This is a genomic window from Stenotrophomonas lacuserhaii (genome assembly GCF_014836545.1).
GTDB lineage: Bacteria > Pseudomonadota > Gammaproteobacteria > Xanthomonadales > Xanthomonadaceae > Stenotrophomonas > Stenotrophomonas lacuserhaii.
In genome coordinates, this window is the sequence record NZ_JACSQS010000009.1 from 22,278 (window position 1) to 44,653 (window position 22,376).

The following is a 22,376-nucleotide window of genomic DNA, read 5'->3' on the forward strand; positions in this document are numbered from 1 at the left end:
CAGATGGGTCTCACCGCGCTGAACACGGTGCTGATCGAATCGCTCGGTGAGCACGCCGTGCCTGCCACGCTGGGAATGGCCCGGTTGCTGGCCTGCTTCGCCTGGCTGCCTTACCTCTCCAGCGGCGCCGTTCACTCGCGCATGGTGCGCGTCGTGCTGTCCCTGGTGGTGCTGATCGGGCTGTGGCCGGTTACCGAAACCGTGCAACGGCCAGCAGACATGACGGCGCTGGCGATGGCGGCACTGCGCGAGGCCATGGTCGGTACCATCCTGGGGCTGATGCTCGCCTTGCCCTACCACGTCTTCCACGCGGTCGGCTCGATGATCGATACCCAGCGCGGCGCAGGTGTCGGCGCGATGCTTGATCCGCTTACGGGCGTGGAAGCAACGGAAATGGCCAACCTGCTTCAGATGATGAGTGCGGTCGTATTCCTTGTGGCAGGTGGCCTGGTGCCGCTGCTGGAAGCCATTCAGGGCAGCTATGCACTGCTGCCGATGGGCACGGGATTTCTGCCGGAGTTGTCCAGCATCCACAGTTTCGTGGACGTCGTGTTTTCATCGGCGATACGCATGGCGGCCCCGGTGCTGCTGTTGTTGCTGCTGGTGGAAATCCTGCTGGGCGTGGTATCCCGCTTCGCCCAACAACTCAACGCATTTTCGGTGTCGCTGGCGGTGAAATCGGTGCTGGCGTTCGCCGCGATGCTGGTCTATCTGATGCTGGCCATGACCGAACAAGTGCCTGCGCTGTGGCGTCAGTATCCGGTGCTGCGCGCATTCCTTCCCGGAGTGGGCCAATGAGTTCCGGCGCCAGCGAGAAAACCGAAAAACCGACCCCTCAGCGCCTGCAGAAGGAATCCCGGAAGGGAAAGTCGTTCAACAGCCGCGACCTGGTGGCGGCTGCCGTCCTGTGGGCGGGGCTTCCGGCGATCGTACTGCTGGGCTCGTTGATGCCGGTAGCACATCTGTACACGGACATCGTGCGCGGCGGCTTCGCCATGACCCCCACGGTGGCCGCGCTGGGCGCGCTGAAGGCTCTCCTGCTGGCGCTGGCCCCGGTGTTCCTGGCGTGTGTGGTCAGCGTGGTGCTGTGTTCGCTGTGGATGAGCGGGGGAATGATCGCGAGCGAGGCGATCCGCTTCGATCTGAACAAGGTGAACCCGATCAACGGATTCAAGAATCTGTTCTCCCTGCGCGTGGTGAAGGACCTGCTGCGTACCGTGCTGTACATCGTGTTCTGCGCGTTGTTCGCCTGGTGGGCGGTCGCGCTGTGGGGCCCTGCGCTGTTCAGTCAGGTCCATGCCACCGACGCGCAGCTCGCTGCGCTGTGGCAGCACGTGGCGTTGAGGGTCGCGCTGGGGCTGTTGGTGGCCCTGGCGCCCGTCTATCTGCTCACCGCCTGGCTGGACCACGTGCTCTTCATCCGCGAAATGAAGATGGAGAAGCACGAGGTCAAGCGCGAGCACAAGGAAAACGAAATAAAGCCGGAAGTAAAACAGCGTCGCCACCAGATCAACGACGAGCTCTCCGCGCAGGTCCAGGCCGATACCCGCGGTTCAACGGTGGTGCTGGCCAATCCGACCCATATCGCGGTGGGCATCTTCCTGATGGACGACGACATGCCAATGCCTCTCGTATCAGTGCGTGAGCGGGGCGCACGCGCGCGCAAGGTCATCGCATTGGCCGAAGCCCACGGCGTGCCGGTGGTTCGCGACATCAAGCTGGCGCGCGACCTCTATTTCAGCACACAGCGCTACCGCTTCGTCAGTGATCGCAGCATCGATCCGGTCATGGCGGTCGTGCGCTGGCTGCGCGACGTGGAGCGTGCCGGCGCGCCACCGGAGGACGGCGACGCAACGCCGGCCGAGCCGCCGCAGTGAGCTTTCAATCGACCCACCACTGGAGCACGACATGACCATCGACAACGATCCAAACCGCTCCCCCGTGACCGCCGACGACCATGGCGAGGTCACCCGGTTGATCCTGGAGGGGCTGCGCGAAGGAGCCACCCTGTCCGACCTCAAAGGCGTCAGCCGGGATACCCTGGAAGGGGTCTATGCGGTCGCACATCGCTACTACCAGAACGGCCAGCTGGAGGAGGCCGAGGCCTTCTTCCGCTTCCTGTGCCTGTACGACTTCTACAACGCGGACTATGCACTGGGCATGGGCGCGGTGCTGCACCTCAAGCGCGAGTATGAGAAAGCCATCGGCATGTATGCCGTCGCCCAGGCATTGGACGTGACCGACGACCGCGCGATGTTCCACGTCGGCCAGTGCCATCTCGCGCTGGGTCGGCTGCGCAAGGCACGCGAATGCTTCGAGGCGGTTGCCGGCAGGGCCGGCGGGAGTGAGCTGGGCAGCCGGGCCGAGGCCTATCTGAAGGCCGTCAAAGGCCAGCCCGATGGAGCGCCTGAAGCCGGGGCCACGCCGCGGGAGGAGGCCTGACCCTCATCTGTCATCCATCACGCATCGGCTGCGGTGGCTTGGCGCGACCCCGCTGGGCAAGGACGGAAACTGAAAGTTGCCCTGCCACGCGCTCGCGATACTGGCCGCACTGACACCCGCTGCCGCGCTTCTGCGCGGTGCCGACCCGCCCCGTCAGGGCCCAACCGCACAAGGATTCTCCCATGAGCGATCTGCTCCTCGCCGTGCCGGCACACCGCACCCCGCTGGTGTTGCGTACGACCGGTCATGAAAGCACCCTCCGCGCCGCCCAAGGGTTCGGCGTACCGATCACCGAGGCACAACTGGCCAGGATCCAGGCCGACCTGTTCGCTGCATTCGAATCCGGATCGCCGCGGGCCGACGGTCAAACGTTCAAGCCCAATGACCCGATGGCCCTGCGCCAACCGGACATGGCGCGCGTGCATCGCGCCGTGGGCGATGGTGCCCAGCGACTGAGCCCCGAGGCGACGATGACCTTGCTGATGGGCACGCTGCAGGCCACCTTGGGCGACGCCAACCTGCAATCGCTGCGGCAGCGACTGGACGTGCATCGCGCCCAGTTGAGCGCGCGTGCGGCGCACGGCGGCGCGCTGGCGGCCAGCCTGCAGGCTGCGCTCGATGCGGCGCTGGCCGCCCAGGGCCTCGCCGATGCGGCGGCCGCCGAAGTGGGGGCGCAGGAAGGCGCTTTGAACGCCGCCAGGGACGAAGTCCTGCGGCTGCGCGCCGAGCTAGAGGTGCTGGACCCGGACGAACCCGCCTATGCGGCCAAACAGGCCGAGCTGGACTCGGCCCAGGCTGCGCTGCAGCGTACCCAGAGCCGCTTGGACGCAGCCGGGCGCGATCTGGTGGAGGCGGCCAGCACGCTCGAAGAGGCACTCGGACATCTGGACGCGGAGCAGGCCAGGGCGGACGCCTTCAATAGCGGCCAGCCGTTGGGCGTGGACCCCAGCCGGGAGAAAAAGCTGGATGCCACCAGCACCTTGCAGCTGCTGATCGGGATGCTCAGCACGCTGATGTCCGAGGCGGCCGATTCGAAGATGAAGGCGACGGCCGAGTTCACGATGAAGATGCTTGAAGCCCGCCATGCCCTTGAACAGGAGAAGATCCGCAAGCACGAGGAAGAGGTGCAGCGGGCGCGCGATGCCGAAAAGAAAACCGGATGCGCCGGCAAGATCTTCGGCTGGATCGGTGCGGCGGTGGGTGCCATCGCCAGCATCGGCGCCATCGTGGTCGGCGCGCTGCATGGCAACGTCGCGCTGGTGGCCGCCGGGGTGATGGGCATGATGCTCACCGTGGACAGCATCGTGGGGATGACCACCGGATTCTCGGTCGTCGGCAAGACCATCGAAGGGCTGGGCAACGTGATCTCCAAGGCGCTTATCGCCTTCGGCGTGCCCGAAGACGTCGCCAAGCAGATCGGTGCGATCACCGCCACCATCGTGGTGATCGTGGCCATCGTGGCGGTGATGCTGGTGACCGGCAACATCGCCGCGGCAGGCCGCACGGCAGCCGGTGCCGTGGTTGCGGCGAAGGCAGCGGCCGATTCCGGCTTGACGGCGGCGCGCCTGGTGGAGCAGGGCACCCGGATCCTGCAGTTCGTCGCGCAGGCCGCCGGTGCCATCGGGCAGATCACCCACAGCGCCGGGCAGCTGGTGGTGGCCGGCATCATGCTGGAGGCCACCAAGCTGCTCGCGAAGATCCAGGAAAGCCTGTTCGGCAATGAAGTACTGCAGGACATGCTGCGCAAGCTCGGCGAGGCCGTCGCACTGCAACACCGTACGGCGCTGGATCTGCTGGTGCAGATGACACAGGTCGCCGACGACCGCGCTGAAACCGCCACGAGCATCGTTGCCCATATCCGAAGCCGCGCCTGAGTTTCTCGGCGGTGCTTCAAACAACAGACAGGAATCACTCGAATGACTATCAGCATTTCTCCTACCGCACCCGGCACGCAGCTGCGATCTTTGCAGGAGCTGCCCAGCTCGCTTGCCCCCGCTGAACTGGACCAGGCGCAGGCACAGCGTGCTGCAGAGCGGCTCAGCCAGTTGCTGGGCCAAGGCGTGCACGGCAGGCGCCTGCGCTTTTCGCCCGAACTGCCTGCGCCTGGCGCCACCCCGCTTGATGCGGCGCAGCTGTCCGGACTGTTGCCGCAGATGGCAGGCCAACACCCGGCGATGGTGCCTGGCGCCACCGCAGAGGCCTTCGTGACCCTGCACCGGATGGCGGCCGCGCAGGCGGCCGCGGGCAGCGCCGACCAGCGTGTCGACGCCGCCGCGATGCGCGCGCTGGTGGCACAGGCGCAGGTCTTGATCGGGCTGGCGAGCGCGAAGGACGAGCGGGTCCAGACTACGGCGGCGCAGCCTTCGGTGCCTGCGGCGACGGCGACAGACGGGCCTGCAGCGCTGGACTTCGTCAACGACGTCCTGGAAGCTGCGCCTGGGCTGCGTGAGGTGTGGGACGAAGCGCGCACCGTGCCGCCGGAGCAGCTGCCACTGCGGATGGAGCTCGATACCCGCATGGCCTATGTGCTGTTGCTGGTCGAGATACTGATGCAGATGAATATCGGCCAGCGCCAGCAGGCGGTGGCCATGGTTCAGTTGGCCGCGCAATCGGTGCAGGCGATGGGCGAGAACATGGTGAAAAGTGCCAAGGCCGCGCAGATCGCGAAAATCGTCGTGCTGGCGGTAGGTGCGGCGGTAGCGGTTGGCGGCGTCACGATGGGTGGCGTGGCGGCGGCCAAGGGCGTGGCCAGCCTGCGCGCCAACAAGGTGGGCGCCCAGAACAACGAGATCAACGCCAACCGGCACAATGCAACGCTGGCCGAGGGATTGAACACGGCGCCCGCCGGTTCGTCGGCGACGCCGGCGCAGCTGGCTGCCCTGCGCCAGGAACCGCAGGGTCTGCAGGAAATCGCCTCGAGCCAGAGCACCGCCCACGCCATCGATACCACCAAGCTGGGCGTGATGACCAATGCCAGTCATGCGGTCGTCCAGACCAGCAACGGCGCCGGCGCGGCAGCCGGCTCGCCGCTGGATCTGGAATCTACCGGGCATTCAGTGGATGCCGAAAAGGATCGTGTCAACAAAGACATCGAGTTCGACGTCGGCGGCCGCATCCAGCAGGAAGTGGGCAAGACCAGCGAGGCCGAACGCGCCTTGTTCAACGCTTACGGAAATCGCGGCCAGGACAATAAACAGACGGCCGATCACATGGTCGCCAACATGAAGCACTGACGGCCGATCCTGCTCCCCTGATTACCCGGCGCCGCCCTGCGTGGCGCCCTTCCATACGGAAACCATCATGATCGAAACTTCCACAAATCCGGTTCGGAATACCGCCGTACGCTTGCCCGCCGTGGGCCCGATGGCCGCGCAGGTTCCGGCGGACGCCGATACCGACGCCGCGCCGGTGCTGCGTTCCCAGGCAGCGGGCTCGGCGATCCTGCAACACCTGCGCCAGCGTGCGCTGGGCACGTTGCCCGCTGCGGAAGCGGACCAGCACGCGCTGTACCTGCAGGCCCTGCACAAGGATGAAATGTGGGTGGCAAACCAACAGGCCAGCATAGTGCAGGCGCTGGGCAGCACACCGCTTCCGCGCGCGGCCGATGACGGTGATGCCGACGCAGCGCGGATCGTCGCGCAGATGCGCGAGCTTGCTTCGGGCCTGCTGGCCGAAGCAGCGGTAGCTGAATCCAACCGGGAATTCTTCGACAGGATCGCCGAGCTGCTGGCCAGGCTGGATACCGAGTGGGTACAGAAGTTCGGCGACGCGCTCGCCGAGTACGTCGAGATCTTTGCCAGGATCAACAAGGCCATGCTGCTGCTGTCTGCCGAGGACGCGCTTGGGAAGCCGGACAAGGACGGGGTCGTCAAGGTGAAATTTGACGCCCTGGTGCAGGCGCTGGCCCAGATCGAGGACGAGCTGAAGCGCAACGGTATCGGCCCGGTTTTTGAATCCAAAGACGAGGCCGAGGCATTCCTCAAAGAGCTGGGCGGTCTTCATGGATTGACGGTCATCAAGCGCGTTGGTCCTCCTCCACAGCTCGAGACGACCTACCAGGTCGGGGTGGATCCCGCCTTGGTGACAAGCCTCAAGGAAGTCTTCGAAGGGAAAACCGAGCTTTCCGCAACCGAACTCAGCGCGCTGATGGCCAGCAAGGAAAGCGCACTGGAAGCGTTCAATCAGCTCAATCGCGCGTTCCCGGAAAAGTACCAGCAGCTGCTGCGCCTGTGGGACACGCTGCAGAAGGTGCTCAGCAGCAGTATCGAGACGATGAACGAGGCCAACATGGCGGCCATCAGAAACATTGGCGGATGACAGGAGAAGAACATGCCAACACCTCTGTCAACAGCGGCGACGTCAACGCGCTTTCAGTTCCCGCACGTCAAGCCATCGGCTAAGAACAAGACCTTCGTGCCGCAGGATGTAGCCAACTGTGACGGCCCGACAAGGTGGCCGAGCACTGACACGCTCAGCAGCAGCATCAGCAGCAGCGAAAGTGGTCGCATCGGCCTGGATGACGACGACGTCAACCGGGCGGCCTACCGCGAGCCGCTCGCGCGTTCCAACCCGCTGGACAGCGCGCCACGTCCGGCAGGTCCATGTGCCGCCCACGTGCTGGCGGTGGGCACATCGCTGGCACCCCTGCTGAATGAGTGGAGCGGCCTGGGCGCAGGCGTGGCGGCTGCGCGCAGCGCCGCAGGCAGAGGACCGCTGCAGGTCAGCGATCTCTATGCCCCGCAGCAGGTACGCACCGCGTTGTCGCCGCGTGAGACCCATACCCGCGCGGTGCTGGGTGCCATGGGGATGCCCGCCGACACCGTCAGCGCCGTCCTGGACGGCGAGCGCAGCGCGGGCGGGCGGGCGATCATGGATGCTTGTCGTCTGTTGTCCATGCCGGAAGTGCGCGAGCATGAGCAGGTGAAGGCAACCCTGGACCATGCGGTTCGTCGCTACATCAAGAGTGCGGGCGGTGACTACGCCGGTAGCTACAAGGCACTGGGTGCCCACTCCCACGATGAATACAAGGCGCTTGACGCCTGCATTGAAGACTGTGTCGCCGCGATCGGCCCGCAGCAGGTGCGTGATCGCCTGCTCAAGGACATGGCACCGGCGATCCTGGATACGATGGCCCGCAAGAATCCGGGCGTCTGCGCGGGTGAACTGCGTGGCAGGCTCGCTGAGCTGCTGAATGTGCAGGGCTTCTCCGGCTACAAGGCGCTGATGGACGGCGCTATCGGCAGGCAGCTTCTGCACGTTGTCGAGCTGCTGCCCAACTTCATCGAATCGGCGGAGAAGGCCGCACGCCCACCGGCCAACGGCCGCGATGCCGATCCGCCAACAGCGGTGCGGCCCGTTGCAGACCCGGTAGACGACGTGGAGCGCATCCTCAAGGCACTGCAGGGCGTGCTGCCGCCCATCCATATCGGCAACATCGGCAACAACAACGGCAACAACAACGGCAACAACAACGGCTTCCGCGGCAAGGACTTCGGAAACGCGAAGATCGAGGGGCCGACGATGCCACTGCGGTCCGAGCCTGCGTTCGAACGGCTGGCACCCCGCGAGGAACCACCCGTTGAACGCCCGGTCGTGCACACCGAACAACGCGCGACCGTCCGTGTCCCCGTGGCTGAAGAAGAACACGACGAGCAGACCACTATCGAGGACACCTTTTCATCGCCGCCGCCGTCGCCGTCGCCACCGCCACCGCCACCGCCACCGCCTTCCGCACCGCCGGTGCATGGAGGATCCGCGTTGACTCCTCTGGATGCCAAGCTCAGGGCGGCGCACCAGGGCGTCATCAATGAACTGATGGCGAGGCAGGAAAACGGAGGACCCCGTCTCAAAGCGATCAAAACAGACGCGGCCGCTGCATATCGCGTAGACATCGACGATGCACGCATCGCAGCGCACAGCATTGAGAGCGACGATAGGTATCGGAACGGTGACGTACCCCTCGTGGAGTACGGGGGCGCGAAAACCCAATTCCTCAACACGGTCAATCAATACATGAAGGCGCCGATCAAGCCCGGCGCTACTCCGGATTCGACCTTCCTGTTCTACGGCGAAAGCACCCGGAACAACGTTGCGGGAGCCGTACCCTTGGTCGTTGCGCCGGCAGCGGGAGAGGCTGGTCAGGCATCGTCTGGCGCAGGCACCCCTACGACGCTCGGCCACGTCAAGATTGCCTGGGATGCGAAGGTGGTACGCGATCGCTTTGGACAAACCATCGCTGAGCCCATCGCGAGTACACCGCAGTGAATCTGAACCAGCTCATCTCCCTGGTCATTCCTGCCGCCATCGCGCGGACCATCGCCCCGAGCGACCGGCTCCATGAAGACCTCGGCATGGATTCGCTGGAAGTGGCTGATCTGCTGGTATGCATCGAAAACCAGCTCGGCGTGGTCATCACTGCGCCGATGTTGGCGCGCATCAGGACAGTGGCCGATCTTGAATCGGCCATTGCACTGGCCACATGCGGCGTGGAATGAGGCCGTTGCTGGCACTGGCCGTAACGCTCGGCGCCAGCACGGTTGCACACGCGCACAGCGTTCACGCAGGGTTGTCCGCCGACGGCAGGTTGGTCGTTTCCGCAGCACCCGCTGCGGGGCTTACCCGCTTCGATCCGCATGCGCGGTCGCCACCGCATCGCCTCCCATCGGCAGGGGGGACTGAAAGCACAGTAAGTGTATTGATTGACCACGCTGCGATGGAGAGCGGCCTCGCCCCCAGTCTGCTGCGGGCGGTGGTGCAGCAGGAGTCCGCGTTCAATCCAGCAGCCGTCTCGCGTGCCGGGGCTGCTGGCCTGATGCAGCTGATGCCAGGCACCGCGCGGCGTTTCGGCGTGCATGACCGATTTGATCCCGCGCAGAATCTGCGCGGAGGGGCAGCCTATCTGGCCTGGCTGCTGCGTCACTTCAACCACGACACCGACCTGGCATTGGCCGCTTACAACGCCGGCGAGGGCAGCGTGCATCGCCATGGCAACCAGATTCCACCCTTTGCCGAAACGCAAGCGTATGTGCGGTCCGTAAGGCGTTACGAGGCGCAGTGGATCAGGAAACTCCGCGCCGAGTAATTACAGTTCTTCTGATATCGATCTGCTGCAGCCGCGCGGAGAATAGCCGTCAGCCAACCACGGCACGTCATTATCTGTTGAATCCCATGTCGTATGTTCTGAAGATCCTGGCCGGGACGTTGAACGGCGTCGAGTACGCCGTAGCAGAGGGTGAAACTGTGTTTCACGTGGGCCCGCAGGACGATCTTGCCAATGGCCGCGCGGAGCGGCTGCTGGGTGCCAGCGAGGCGGCGTACTTCATACCCGCGGACCCGCCGCCGGCCGCATTCGCCATAAGGTGGACTGCGGACCAGCCCGGCCTTCAACTGGGCGCGCGTTCGAACGACCAGGCAGCCTGGGCGTGGCGGCCGTTGACGCCGCAGCAGCCAGTGCAGGCCGGCGGCATCCATTTCGCTGTTCGCGAAGCTTCTGCGGAGTGGTCGACGAATGTACTGAACTTCGTAGCACCTGCATTGCCGGTTGGGTATCCCGTCGATGCAATGAACGCCAATCCGCTGCCCATGCGGCGGCGTGGCGCGCTGCTTCTCGGTATCACGGCACTGCTCGCGGTAGCCATGACGGCGGGATGGTTTTACTGGCAGCATCAACCTGAAACACGCGTGCGCGGCCTGGCTGCCGTGTTGGCGTCTGCTCCCGTGGACTATGCAATCGCCGCGGGCAACGACGGTCGTCTCTATGCTTTCAGTGACAGCCCCGCCGCGCGTGCCTGGGGCGAGCGTGCCAGTCGCCGTGTGCAACGCCGCACCGATGTGCACCTGCTGCGTCGCCAGGAAGCGCTGCGACTGGAGCAGGTCCTTATCACCGCCGGCGTGGAGCTGGTGGTGGTCCGCCTGGATGACCCGGCGCGACCGGAGGTGGTGCTCAGTGGCCAGCTGACAACCGCCCGCAGCGCACGGGTCACCACGCTGCTTGCCGCCCAGGCGCCGTATGTCGTGCAGCCGCGGGTATCAAGCATCAGTGACCAGGCACTGCTCGCGCTGGCCCGCCAGGAAATGGCGGTACTGGGCATCAGCACGCGAACGGAACCCCGCGGTCAACGGGTCAGCGTGGTCAACGACGTGTTCCTCGACGATGCCGGGCTGAACGCGATGGCAGGCGCTGCGCGCGCCTTTCACCAACGCTGGGGCGTGCGACGCATCAGCGTTGCCCCGCAGCTGTGGGACGACCTGCTTCAAGGGCGTTCCTACCGCTATTCCCCAGGGCAGCTGCTGACGGTCGGCAGCGGGCGCTGGGACTACGCCGGCGCCGCCAACCGACATGCCGCGCCTTGATTACACGCTGTAACAACGGAGATAAACCATGAGCAACACGAACACGCCGGTGGTATCCACCTACGGATGGGGCGACCCGGGTGACGGCGGTGATGCCAGCAACTGGGACGGCTGGATGAGCAATCATTCCCGATCCTTCAACGCAGGCGTCAATGATCTGAAGGCCCTTCTGGATAAGGCCTTCACTGAACTGGCCGCGAAGCCCAGCAGTCCAGAACTGCTTGCCACGTACCAGAGCGCGCTTTCCGAATACAACATGTACCGGATGCTGCAGTCCAATTCGACCAAAAGCCTGACCGACCAGAGCAAGTCGGTCATTCGCAACCTGGCCTGAGTTCATCGGCCTCTGCACCGCAGGGGCCGACTTCCGCCGCAAGGATTTCCCATGATCAGCATTGCCCCCCTTTCCGCTGCCGGGCTTGGTGTCAAACCGGTCGACGGTGTGCCCGTTCCGCTTTCAGATCATTTCAATACCGCACTGGCCGAAGCTTACGTGTGGGCCGGGATGGAACGCGCCGACATTCTCGCAGCGGCCAACAACCCCGCCGTGGCCAGCGACCCTGACAGCATCTACGCACTGCAGCTGCAGCAGGAGGCGTACGTCAAGGCGATCTCGCTCGGCGCGGCGGTTACCAGCCATATGACCAAGGCCGCTGAAACGCTGCTGAAGAGTTGAACGATGAGCTGCTTTCTCATGCGTCGTGTGACGGTGGTTGCTCTTTGCCTGCTGCTGGCGGGTTGTGCACGGTCCGAACTGCTGCAATCGCTGGACGAGCGCCAGGCCAACGAGGTGGTGGCTGCGCTGTTGCACCACAATATTCCCGCTGAGAAACGCCTGCAGGGCAAGGCCGGCTTCGTGGTCCGTGTGAGCGCGGCAGACCTGGCCGAGGCCATCGATCTGGTGCAGTTGAAAGGCCTGCCTTCGACACCCCGGATGCAGATCGCCACGCTGTTCCCGGCCGATGCGATGGTCAGCACGCCATTGGCCGAACGTGCGCGTCTATTGTCGGCGATCGAGCAGCGGCTGGAAGAGTCGTTGACCACGCTGCTTGGCGTGAAGAGCGCACGCGTGCATGTGAGCTACGACGCCGGGCCCACCGAGGGCAGCCTGCAACAGCGCAAGCCACCGGCCATGCACGTGGCGGCCGTGCTGGCGCATGCGCGCGATATCGACCAGGCCGTCCTGCTGGTCACCGCGAAGCGGTTCCTGCGCAACGCCTTTGTCGATGTCGCGTATGACAACGTATCGGTCGTACTGACGCCCGCCGCAGAGCCGCGCAGCCTGGCGGTGACCCCGGCGGAGGAATCGACCCCCACCTGGATGCTGTTGGCCGTGGCGTTGTTGCTGCTGGCACTGGTCGTGGTGGCGACGTGGCTGCTGCGGCGTGGCGACCCGCGTGCTGTCGGCATGCGTGACCGCATCCTGCGCAGGGGCAGGGCAGCGGACGGGCCCGCCCATGCATGACCGGCTGCGCATCCTGCACGATCCGATCAGCTACTACCGGCCCTGGTTGGCGCTGGAGCTGCCCCGCGTGGCGGCCCAGCGTAGTGCCTTGAACCGATGGATCTGCCAGACCCATGGGCTGCCCTCGGCGCCTTTCCACGCCGCCCTCGACCCGTTGGCGGACAGGGTGATCCGAGGCTGGCGGCGGATGCCGGCAACCGCGTGGTTGATCGCCTGCGCCCGCCACCGCCGGCATGTGCTTGGGGCCCGCTGGCTGGCCAGCCAGCCGCCGGCGCTGCATGCCTTCCTGCGTCTGGAATGGCCGGAGACATCCGCCTGTTGGCCTGCGCCGCCAGCGCCAGAGATGCTGCTGGCCTGGAGCGGGCAGCAGCTGCAGCACGGTCTGCGGGGGCACCTGCCGGACTGGCTGCACGCCCGGCTCGCGCTGTGGTTCGCTGGGCTTCCGGTTGTGCCGGCAGCGACCCTGGATGCTCCGCCTACTTTTGACATGACCTGCTTCCTGAGTGCCTGGAACCATGCTGCAGACCTATCCTGAAAGCCTGCTGGCGCGCGCCGTCGACGATGTCATACAGGCATCCAGCGTCCAACAGGGCATCGATCTCGCCCGCGTGCAGGCGTTCGCCCGACGGCAGATCGCCAAGGAACGCGAACAGGCCCTGCTGGATGCGCGTGAACTGCGTGCGACCGCTGCGTTCGAGGGCTACCGCGACGGCGTGTTGTACGCGCTGGGAGCCTTGCAGAACGTCATCGAAGGCATGCAAGAGCAGCAGGTAGTGCTGGCGGCCGCGGTCCGCGATGAGGTGCAGGCCGTCCTGGGCTCGATGAACACCGCACCGGATGTCGTGGTGGAGCCCATCTGCACCGCGTTCGCACATCGCATGGCGCAGGCCGGTGCTGACACGCAGGCCGTGCTGCACGTGCCCCGCGAGCAGGAGGCCCTGCTGCAGGCCTTGCGGGACCAGCCACGCCTGCAGGCACTCGATGTCCGCCCGGCTGATCGCGAATGCCCGCTGCTTGAACTGGGCCCGCTGGCGTGGGAGCTGGACCTGCAGGGCAGCCTGCTGCAGGACGTGGAACTCGCCCTGGCCCGGGCGTTGCCCGGTGTGCAGGACCGCCTCAACGCGCTCGCCAGCCAGTACAGCGGCGGCGTGCTGGATGCACTGGACTCCGCCGCACAGATACGCGGCTTCGCTCGACTCGGTGACACACAGATGGAGACGCAATGAATCCCATAGACCCGTACGCAACATCAATGGCCGCCGGCCCCCATGAAACAGGCGGCGCAATCGGCTTGGCCGACCGTGTGCTCGCCCAGCGCAGGATGAATGTCCCCACCGAGCCCACTATCAAGTCCACGCAGGACAACCTGATACCGCTGCCGGAGCCGGTGAGCCCGATGGATAAACTGGTCAGTGACTGGGCCATGCTGATCTTCAAGGAAATGCTGGTTTTCGGTGAGGAAGAAGAAACCGGCAATCCTCCGCTCACCATCGACATCTGACCGCCAGGCCCGGGCAGGGCGCGGCAAGGTCGTTCTCTTCATTCCCGATGCCGCCGCCCCCGGCTATGCTGTGGGGATGCCGCCCATGAAATCGACCCTGCCGTTGGCCTGCCTGGCCCTGTTCTCCATCGCTTCAGCGCATGCGCGAGGCACTATCGAAAAGGTGGATATCCGCGGCCTGGACAAGGGCGACGATGCCGAAATCATCGAAAACATCCAGGTCTCGCTGACGCTTTTCGACACGATCGGCAAAGTGCAGGGTGAATCGCGGCTGGAGTATCTGCTGTCACAGGCCGAGCGCCAGACCCGCGAGGCGCTGGAGCCGTTCGGTTTCTACAACCCGACCATCACCGTCGAGGCGCCGCGTACGGGCGAGACCCTGCGCGTGGTGATCAATGTGAAAAAGGGCGAGCCGGTACGGGTCCGCGAGGACCACATCGAGATCACCGGCCCGGCCATGTACGACCGTTACCTGCAGGATGACCTGGAGGCGTTCAGGCCGCGCAAGGGTGACGCTTTCGAACACACGTTGTACGAAGCCAGCAAGATCACCGTGACCCGGCGACTGGCCGAGCGCGGCTATTTCGATGCCGATTACACCCAGCATCAGGTACAGGTCACCCGCGCGGAAAATGCGGCGGATATCGATCTGGCCTGGGACAGCGGGCGCCGTTACAACATGGGCCCGATCACCTTCAAGCAGAATTACTTCGTCGACAAGCTGTTCGATCCGCTGGTGTACTGGGAAGAGGGCAGCTATTTCCACGAGGGCAAGCTGGACCGGCTGCGCGAATCGCTGACCAAGCTGGATTACTTCAGCACCATCGACATCCAGCCCAAGCCAGGTGAAGCCGACGAGAACGGCAATGTGCCGGTGGACGTCAACCTGACCCGTGCCAAGCGCAGCATCTACACCACCGGCCTGAGCTATGGCAGCGAGAGCGGCGCCGGTGTGCGTGGTGGCCTGGAGCGGCGCTGGCTCAACAGCCGCGGGCACAAGATGAACACGCAGCTGGACTATGCCCAGAAGCGTAAAAGCCTCACTACAAGCTATCGGATCCCGGCCTTCCGCTGGCTCGATGGCTGGTATACGTTCGCCGCCAGCGCCTACGACGAGCAGACCGACTATATCGATCTGCGCAACCTGAAACTGATCGCCAGCCGCAGCGGGCAGATCAACGAATTCTGGACCGCCACCGCATCGTTCAACGCGCTGCGTGAGCGATGGGGCTATGCATCGGGAACCGAGTTCACCGATGCGGTCTACCAGTATTCCACCCTGGTCTATCCGCAGATCGCGGCGGACTACGTCAACGTCGATGACCGCCTGTTCCCGCGCAGTGGCATCAGCGGCAGCGCGACGATGCGCGGTGGCGTGGAAGGCGCCGGCTCGGACACCAGCTTCGTGCAGGCCAACATGGTGCTGCGCTGGTACGTGCCGCTGGGCCAGACCAATCGCCTGATCCTGCGCGGTGAAGGCGGCACCACCTGGACCAGTGACCTGGTCGCGATGCCACCCAGCCTGCGCTACTTCGCCGGCGGTGACCGCAGCATCCGCGGTTACGCCTGGCGTGAAGTGGGGCCGCGGACGCCTGAACCGGACAAGTTCGCCCTTGGTGCCAAGCACCTGGTGGTGGGCTCGGCCGAGTACGAGCATTACTTCAATGATGGGCCGTGGGGCGCGGCGGTGTTCGTCGATACCGGCAGCGCGTTCGACAACACCATCGACCTGCACACCGGCGTGGGTTTCGGCGTGCGCTGGAAGTCGCCGGTCGGCCCGGTGCGCGTGGACATCGCCCATGGCCTGAACGATCCGGACTCACAGTTCCAGATCTACCTGAACATCGGAGCTGACCTGTGAGCACGCCGACCCCGACCCCGCCGAGCGCACCCAACGCGCAGGCCCCCGTGCCACGCCGGCGCTTCTACCGGCGTCGTCGTTTCTGGGCGTGGTCCGGCGTGGGCGTGCTTGGCCTGGTGCTGGTTGGACTGCTGGCGGTGTACTGGTTGCTGCAGACCGTCGCCGGCCGCGATGTGCTGCTGGCGCAGGTGATCGCGCGCCTGCCGGCGGGCGCCAGTTTCACCTGGGACAAGGCCGAAGGCCCGGTGGCCGGACCGCTCACGCTGCACAACGTCGATTTCCGTTACAACGACATCCACTTCCACGCCGATCGCGCACACCTGGAGCCGGACCTGCGTCCGCTGCTGGGCCGCAAGCTGCTGCTGGACCGGCTGGAGCTGGACAATGCCACGCTGAACCTGGCCAAGAGCGAAGCGCCCTTCGAGCTGCCGTCATGGCCGGACTCGCTGCCGCAGATCGAGATGCCCCTGGCCATCCAGGCCGACGTCATCCAGGTCAACGGGCTGCGCGTCACCACCGGCGGCGAGCCGACCATCGACATCGCGCGCATCGGCGGTGGACTGGAAATCGCCAACGGCGAGTTCAAGGCCAATCAGTTGCTGGTGGACAGCGACATGGGCAATGTCCGCATCAACGGCCATTACATTCCTTCCGATGACTACGACACCGACCTGAGCGCCACCGCCATCCTGCCGGCACCGCGTGGCCGTACGCCAGCCAGCGTGGGCCTGGTGGCACGCGGCAACCTGGGCCATATGGAAGTGGCCGTGGCCGGTCGTGCACCCGAGCCGCTGCGCGCGATGCTGGTGTTCGACGGCCGCACCGACCCCACCTGGAAGGCCAGCGCACGCACCGATGCGCTGGACGTGCGGTTGCTGACCCCGGCGCTGAGCGCCTCCACGCTGGAGCCGCTGACGCTGGACTTCACCGCGTCCGGCAAGGGCGGCAGTGCCGACCTGCAGGGTACCGCCCAGCTTGGCGAACAGAAGATCGAGCTTGCCCCGTCCAAGGTGCAGCTGGAAGACCAGGTGCTGAAGGTATCGCCGCTGGTGGTCAAGGCATTCGGTGGACAGGTGCGGCTGAAAGGCAGTGCCGACTTCCGCGAGCAGGGCAACCAGAAACTCAATTTCTCCGTCGTCGCCAATGACCTGACGTATACCCCGCCTGCTGATCCCAACACCGCCGGCGGTGTGGCGGTGCCGGTGACGTTGCGCGAAGCCCGCATGGGACTGGCCGGTACGCTGCAGGCGTGGGCGGCGATCGGCACGGCCGACATCGAGCGCGATGGCCAGAAGGCAGCGCTGCAGTTCGATGTGCGTGGCAACGAGAACGCAGCACGCATCGAGCAGCTGCAGGCGCGCACGCCCGGCGGCACGCTCGAGGTGGAAGGGAACGTGGCCTGGGCGCCGCAGCTGCAATGGGATGCCAAGGCGACACTCGACGCGTTCGACCCGGGCTACTTCATGCCGGGCTGGGACGGGCGCCTGTCCGGCCATCTTGCCAGCACCGGCCGCCAGCTGCCGGTGCCGGCCAATGCACCGCCGGGGACCGCCGGCGTCATCGAAGCGACGGTCGATCTGCCCTCCCTGAAGGGCAGATTGCGGCAGCGTGCAGTGGATGCGCAGGGCAAGTTCGCGGTGCAGGGCGAGCAGGGTGAAGGGCAGCTGAAGTTGGCCGTCGGTGCGAGTCGTGTCACCGCGTCGGGCAAGGTCGGCGACCGGCTGGACATCGATGCGCGCTTTGAACCGCTGCAGCTCAGTGACCTGCTGCCCGGTGCCGATGGCGGCCTGCAGGGCACGGTGCAGATCAAGGGGCGGCGCGACGCGCCGGACATCACCGCCGACCTGGTGGGCAGCAACCTGCGCTGGGGCGATTACGCGGCCGAAGCGATCAGCCTGAAGGGTCGCCTGCCATGGAGCGGCGACAATGGCACGCTGGCGCTGCAGGGCCGCAACGTCAACGCCGGGATGCTGCTGGAAAGCCTGAACGTGGACGCGCAGGGCAGCGTCAGCAACCTGCGGTTGACCGCGCACGGCCGCAACGACATGGGCGCGGTGGACCTGCAGGGCAGTGTCCGCCAGCAGGGCCAGCAGTGGCGCGGCAAACTTGAATCGCTGCGCCTTGCACCGCAGAAGGGTGATCCCTGGGTGCTGCGCAGCGCGTCGGATTTCGCGATCAACGGCAGCAACTACAGCCTGACCGAAACCTGCCTGGCCCCGGCCACCGGTGGTGCGCTGTGCGTGCATGCCAACTGGCCGCGCGAAGGGCTGGTGGTGCGCGGCGACGCGCTGCCGCTGACGCTTGTGCAGCCGTGGTTGCCGCCGACCTCCGGGCGTCGCATCTTCCTGCGCGGGGAGGTGACGATGGATGCGCAGATCCGACCGCGCGGCAATGCCTGGGAAGGCAACGTGGAGGTGCGTTCGGCCGAAGGTGGCGTGCGCCTGGGCGACAACGCCCGCGGCGAACTGCTGAAGTACGACCAGTTCTCGATCAAGCTGGACATGACGCCTGCACGTATCGACGGCTTCCTCGGCATGGGCTTCCAGGGCAACGGCTTCGTCAATGCCAAGGTGCAGACCGGCTGGGATGCCAGCGCTCCGTTGAATGGTGAGCTGTACCTCAACATGGCGCGGCTGTACTGGCTGGAACTGTTCTCACCGGATATCGTGCGGCCGACCGGCCTGATCGAAGGCCACGTGAGCCTGCGTGGAACCCGCAGCCAGCCGCTGCTGGGCGGTGAGGCCACGCTGAGTGACTTCAAGGGCGAATTCCCGGCTCTGGGCCTGACCTTCGAACAGGGCAAAGGCAACTTCACCGCACAACCGGATGGCTCGGCGAAGATCACCGCGCAGGCCAATTCCGGCAAGGGCACGCTGTATGTAGACGGTGGCCTGTCGTGGTTCGGCGATGCACAGCCGCTGCAGCTGCATATCCACGGCGACAACGTCTTGTTGTCCAACACCAGCGAACTGCGCGTGGTGGCCAACCCGAACCTGGATTTCACCCTGGCCGGCACCACCATGCAGCTGAAGGGCGAGGTGCTGGTGCCGGAGGCCGACATCGACCTGGAACGCCTCGACCGCGGTACCTCGGTCTCCTCGGACGTGGTGGTGCTTGATCCGGTGGATCCGGAAGAGACGGCCAGCTCGCCGCTGGACATGGACCTGACGGTCAGCCTTGGCGACAACGTCAAGATGGCCGGTTTCGGCCTGAAGGGCGCGTTGACCGGCAAGATGCAGGTATGGGCCAAGCCGGGTCGCGAAATGACCGCCAACGGCGGGCTGGAAGTGAGTGGCCGCTACAAGGCCTACGGCCAGGACCTGACCATCACGCGCGGCCAGCTGACCTGGAACTACAACCCCGTGTCCGATCCACGCATCAACCTGCGCGCGGAACGTCGCATCGCCGATGTGACCGCCGGCATCGATGTGACCGGCCGTGCGATGCAGCCGCGCGCACAGGTGTGGTCGGACCCGTCCATGTCGCAATCCGAGGCGCTCGGTTACCTGGTGCTCGGCCGCAGCCTGACCGGGGCCACCAGCGACCAGACCCAGCAGGTCAACGCCGCATCGGCGGCCCTGTCGGCCGGCAGTGGGCTGCTTGCCTCGCAGCTGGGCGCGAAACTGGGACTGGATGACGCGGGCGTCAGCCAGTCGCGCGCACTTGGCGGCTCGGTGCTGGGCGTGGGCAAGTTCATTTCGCCGAAGTTGTATGTCGGTTACGGCGTCTCGCTGGTGGGCAGCGGGTCGGTGCTGACGCTGAAATACCTGCTCAGTCGCGGCTTCGATATCGAGGTGGAATCGAGCACGGTGGAGAACCGGGGCTCGTTGAACTGGCGCCGCGAAAAATAGCGGCGTCGTGGAGCGTCCGAGGACGCTGGTGTCATCAAGGTCAGCGGCCTGCGCACGCTGGCCCGGCTGCCGGCCAGGACCTGCCCAAGGTCCGGCGGTTGTCGTGTGGGGCACGCAGAGGCTAAGGTCACGGGCTGACCTGATCCGCCGGATGCCCGCATGTTCTCCCGCACAACCCTTTCCGTCTCCCTGGCCCTGGGCCTGTCCATGGCGGCAGGCGCACATGCCGACGAAGGCATGTGGATGCCCACCCAGCTGCCAGCGCTGGCCAAGCCGCTGAAAGCGGCCGGTTTCAAGGGCGATCCGAACGATCTCGCCAATGTGACCGCGCCGCCGCTCAGCGCCGTGGTGCGCGCAGGGGGCGGCACCGCCTCGTTCGTCTCTCCCGAAGGGCTGCTGCTGACCAACCATCACGTGGCGATGGGCGTGATCCAGTACAACAGCACGCCCGAGCACAATTTGATCGACGACGGCTTCATTGCCAAGGGCCGGGGCGATGAGCGGCCGTCCAATCCGGATTTCCGCGTGCTGGTCACGGTGGGGTTCGACAAGGTCACCGATCAGGTGCTGGCGCAGGCCAAGGGCAAGACCGGCCGTGCCTATTTCGATGCCGTGGACAGCGCCAGCAAGCAGATCGTGGCCGACTGCGAACGCGACGGCAGCATGCGCTGCTCGGTGGCCGACATGTACTACGGAACCGATTTCTACCGTATTTCCCAGCTGGAACTCAGCGACGTGCGGCTGGTCTACGCACCGCCGCGGGCGATCGGCAACTATGGCGACGAGATCGACAATTTCATGTGGCCGCGCCACACCGGTGATTTCACCCTGTTGCGCGCCTACGTCGGCAAGGATGGCAAGCCTGCCGCGTACAGCCCCGACAACGTGCCCTACCAGGCGCCGGCGCACCTGCAGATGTCGTTGCAGGGGCCGAAGGCGGGCGACTTCGCGATGCTGGCCGGTTACCCGGGAATCACCTATCGGCATCGCACTGCGAACGAGTTCGCCAGCCAGATCGACAGCGTGCTGCCGCGCCGCGTCGCGCTGTTCCAGCAGATGATCGATACCATCGAAGCGGCGACTCAGGGCGATGCGCAGGCACGCACCCGCTATGCTTCGCAGTTGCAGTCGCTGAAGAACAACCGCAAGCGCGCCGCCGGTGAACTGGAGGGGCTGCTGCGCAGCGACGCGAAGGCCCAGCGTGCCAGTGACGAGCAGGCGATGCTGGCCAGCGCCGATACCCGCTATCGCGGTGATATCCAGGCCCTGCTGGCCACGCTGTCACAGGGCGCGGCGGTAGCTGAGCGCGACCTGCTGCTGGACCAGATCGCCAGCCAGACCCAGCTGCTGCGCTCGGCACTGCTGCTGGAGCGCCTGCGGCTGGAATCGGCCAAGCCGGACGCCCAGCGTGAAAGCGGCTTCCAGCAGCGCGACCAGGCACTGATCGAAGGGGTGTTGAAGCAGGCCCAGCGACGCTATGCACCGGGCGTCGAAAAAGCCTTGCTGGGTGCGCTGCTGGGCCGCTACCAGCAGTTGCCGGATGCGCAGCGCCTGGCGGAGTTCGATGCCGCCTTCGGGCGCACGCCGCAGTCGCTGGGCAGCGCGCTCGATGGCCTGTATGGACGCACCACGCTCGGCGATGAAGCACAGCGGCTGTCGCGCTTTGCCGCGGCGCGTGAGGGCAAGGCGCTGGCGCCGGATCCCCTGTTGGCCCTGGCCGGCCCGCTGGTACAGGCGCAGCTGCGCGTGGAAGGCGAGCGCAAGACTCGGGAGGGCGAGGGCCTGCGCCTGCGCCCGGCCTACATGCAGGCATTGTTCGCCTGGCGCGCCCAGCAGGGCAGGGCGGTCTATCCCGACGCCAACCGCAGCCTGCGCATCAGCTTCGGCAAGGTGGAGGCGCTGAGCCCGCGCGATGGCGTGCACTTCGATCCGGTGACCACCGTGGCCGGCATCGTGGAGAAAAACACCAATGCGTATCCGTTCGATGCACCGCGCCCGCTGCTGGACGCCATCGCCAAGGGCGATTTTGGCAGCACCGCCGATCCGGCGCTGAAGACCCAGACGGTCAACTTCCTGACCAACCTGGATACCACCGGTGGCAACTCAGGCTCCCCTGTTCTCAATGCCAAGGGCGAACTGATCGGCCTCAACTTCGACAGCAACTGGGAGTCGGTCAGCGCCAGCTGGTGGTTCGATCCGCGCTTCAAGCGCGCCGTCCACGTGGACATGCGTTACCTGCGCTGGCTGCTGGCCAAGGTCTATCCGGCCCCGGCACTGCTGCAGGAAATGGGTGTGCCGGCGGAACAATGAGCGGGGCCGGCGGGAGGAGGGCGGCCCGCCTCAGCGCGCGATGAACGTCAGCAGCAGGCGGCGCACCGGTGCATCCATGGCATCGAAGGTGGGCTGACGGTATTGCGGGACATCCAGCGGGTTGTTCGGATCCCAGCCGAGGGCGTTGCTGCCTGGCTGCGGTTCGAACACAGGCGGGGCGGTCGTGGCGCTCCACGCACACACGAACAGTCCGTGCACGCCCTGCTCCCAGCCTTCCACGATGCGCACCGATGACAGCACGATGCCCTGCCTGGCGCTGTCCCGGGCCAGATCGGCGCTGATCGTGTCCACCAGCCGGGTGGTTTCATCAGCCGTGCGCTCCTGCACCCATTCCCACGTGGCCGCTGCCAGTGCGCGCTCAACAAGCAGGCGTACCTCCGCTTCCGGTGTCGCGGGCGCATGCTGCAGCGGCGCATTCGCTATCCGGCCCGGCGTCGCCGGCGGGCCCGCGACGTCGCGGATCGCCGAAAGATCGGGATGGGTGCCGCGGAGCGCGGCAACAAGCACCGGAAAGGTTGACTGGACCGGGGCGGTCGAATTCATGGCGATCCGGGCATCAAGGCACAACGGCAG

Annotated in this window: 19 protein-coding genes and 1 pseudogene; 19 read left to right on the top strand and 1 reads right to left on the bottom strand. The window is 65.8% G+C overall.

The features are described from left to right. Window positions 1-3: 3 nt before the first annotated feature. The 19 genes and pseudogenes from sctT (at window position 4) to H9654_RS10215 (ending at window position 21,782) form a co-directional block, all read left to right on the top strand. Window positions 4-798 (top strand): type III secretion system export apparatus subunit SctT, encoded by a 795-nt coding sequence (gene sctT / locus H9654_RS10125; protein ID WP_191770723.1) that lies wholly within the window; start codon window positions 4-6, stop codon window positions 796-798. Continuing rightward, on the top strand, window positions 795-1,877 hold the full coding sequence (locus tag H9654_RS10130; protein WP_191770724.1) for an EscU/YscU/HrcU family type III secretion system export apparatus switch protein: 1,083 nt from the start codon (window positions 795-797) through the stop codon (window positions 1,875-1,877). Before sctT ends, H9654_RS10130 begins: the two co-directional genes overlap by 4 nt. Before the next feature lie 31 nt (window positions 1,878-1,908). Continuing rightward, the gene (locus H9654_RS10135; RefSeq protein WP_191770725.1) at window positions 1,909-2,442 is read left to right on the top strand and encodes a SycD/LcrH family type III secretion system chaperone; all 534 of its coding nucleotides are present in this window, start codon (window positions 1,909-1,911) and stop codon (window positions 2,440-2,442) included. A gap of 182 nt (window positions 2,443-2,624) precedes the next feature. After that, the gene (sctE, locus tag H9654_RS10140; protein ID WP_191770726.1) at window positions 2,625-4,316 is read left to right on the top strand and encodes a type III secretion system translocon subunit SseC family protein; all 1,692 of its coding nucleotides are present in this window, start codon (window positions 2,625-2,627) and stop codon (window positions 4,314-4,316) included. A 42-nt stretch (window positions 4,317-4,358) separates the two neighbouring features. Further along, window positions 4,359-5,675 (top strand): hypothetical protein, encoded by a 1,317-nt coding sequence (locus tag H9654_RS10145; RefSeq protein ID WP_191770727.1) that lies wholly within the window; start codon window positions 4,359-4,361, stop codon window positions 5,673-5,675. Window positions 5,676-5,742: 67 nt separating this feature from the next. Continuing rightward, window positions 5,743-6,759, top strand: a complete 1,017-nt coding sequence (locus H9654_RS10150) for an IpaD/SipD/SspD family type III secretion system needle tip protein (protein ID WP_191770728.1) — start codon at window positions 5,743-5,745, stop codon at window positions 6,757-6,759. Window positions 6,760-6,771: 12 nt separating this feature from the next. Continuing rightward, on the top strand, window positions 6,772-8,706 hold the full coding sequence (locus H9654_RS10155) for a hypothetical protein (protein ID WP_191770729.1): 1,935 nt from the start codon (window positions 6,772-6,774) through the stop codon (window positions 8,704-8,706). After that, window positions 8,703-8,936, top strand: coding sequence for an acyl carrier protein (locus H9654_RS10160; protein WP_191770730.1), 234 nt, complete (start codon window positions 8,703-8,705; stop codon window positions 8,934-8,936). The genes H9654_RS10155 and H9654_RS10160 overlap by 4 nt, the downstream gene beginning before the upstream one ends. Window positions 8,937-9,148: 212 nt before the next feature. Further along, window positions 9,149-9,523 (top strand): annotated as a pseudogene (locus tag H9654_RS17790) (lytic transglycosylase domain-containing protein); the annotation flags it as partial. 86 nt (window positions 9,524-9,609) lie between these two features. Continuing rightward, window positions 9,610-10,794, top strand: coding sequence for a PrgH/EprH family type III secretion apparatus protein (locus H9654_RS10170; RefSeq protein ID WP_191770732.1), 1,185 nt, complete (start codon window positions 9,610-9,612; stop codon window positions 10,792-10,794). Between the two features lie 28 nt (window positions 10,795-10,822). Then, window positions 10,823-11,128: an EscF/YscF/HrpA family type III secretion system needle major subunit gene (locus tag H9654_RS10175; RefSeq protein ID WP_225211977.1), complete on the top strand. Its 306-nt coding sequence runs from the start codon at window positions 10,823-10,825 to the stop codon at window positions 11,126-11,128. Window positions 11,129-11,179: 51 nt separating this feature from the next. After that, window positions 11,180-11,470, top strand: coding sequence for a hypothetical protein (locus H9654_RS10180; RefSeq protein WP_191770733.1), 291 nt, complete (start codon window positions 11,180-11,182; stop codon window positions 11,468-11,470). A gap of 18 nt (window positions 11,471-11,488) precedes the next feature. Further along, complete coding sequence (gene sctJ / locus H9654_RS10185) at window positions 11,489-12,259, top strand: type III secretion system inner membrane ring lipoprotein SctJ (protein ID WP_191770734.1); 771 nt, start codon at window positions 11,489-11,491, stop codon at window positions 12,257-12,259. Then, window positions 12,252-12,794 (top strand): hypothetical protein, encoded by a 543-nt coding sequence (locus H9654_RS10190; RefSeq protein WP_191770735.1) that lies wholly within the window; start codon window positions 12,252-12,254, stop codon window positions 12,792-12,794. Before sctJ ends, H9654_RS10190 begins: the two co-directional genes overlap by 8 nt. Continuing rightward, window positions 12,775-13,485 (top strand): hypothetical protein, encoded by a 711-nt coding sequence (locus H9654_RS10195; RefSeq protein WP_191770736.1) that lies wholly within the window; start codon window positions 12,775-12,777, stop codon window positions 13,483-13,485. Before H9654_RS10190 ends, H9654_RS10195 begins: the two co-directional genes overlap by 20 nt. Next, window positions 13,482-13,760: a hypothetical protein gene (locus H9654_RS10200; protein ID WP_191770737.1), complete on the top strand. Its 279-nt coding sequence runs from the start codon at window positions 13,482-13,484 to the stop codon at window positions 13,758-13,760. The genes H9654_RS10195 and H9654_RS10200 overlap by 4 nt, the downstream gene beginning before the upstream one ends. 76 nt (window positions 13,761-13,836) lie before the next feature. Then, a complete protein-coding gene (locus tag H9654_RS10205) occupies window positions 13,837-15,621 on the top strand; it encodes an autotransporter assembly complex protein TamA (protein WP_191770738.1) in 1,785 nt (594 codons plus the stop codon). Next, complete coding sequence (locus H9654_RS10210) at window positions 15,618-19,472, top strand: translocation/assembly module TamB domain-containing protein (RefSeq protein ID WP_191770739.1); 3,855 nt, start codon at window positions 15,618-15,620, stop codon at window positions 19,470-19,472. The genes H9654_RS10205 and H9654_RS10210 overlap by 4 nt, the downstream gene beginning before the upstream one ends. Before the next feature lie 159 nt (window positions 19,473-19,631). Next, on the top strand, window positions 19,632-21,782 hold the full coding sequence (locus H9654_RS10215; RefSeq protein ID WP_191770740.1) for a S46 family peptidase: 2,151 nt from the start codon (window positions 19,632-19,634) through the stop codon (window positions 21,780-21,782). 30 nt (window positions 21,783-21,812) lie between these two features. On the opposite strand, the gene H9654_RS10220 is transcribed toward H9654_RS10215, so the two are convergent. Next, window positions 21,813-22,346, bottom strand: coding sequence for a hypothetical protein (locus H9654_RS10220; RefSeq protein ID WP_191770741.1), 534 nt, complete (start codon window positions 22,344-22,346; stop codon window positions 21,813-21,815). Window positions 22,347-22,376: the final 30 nt, after the last annotated feature.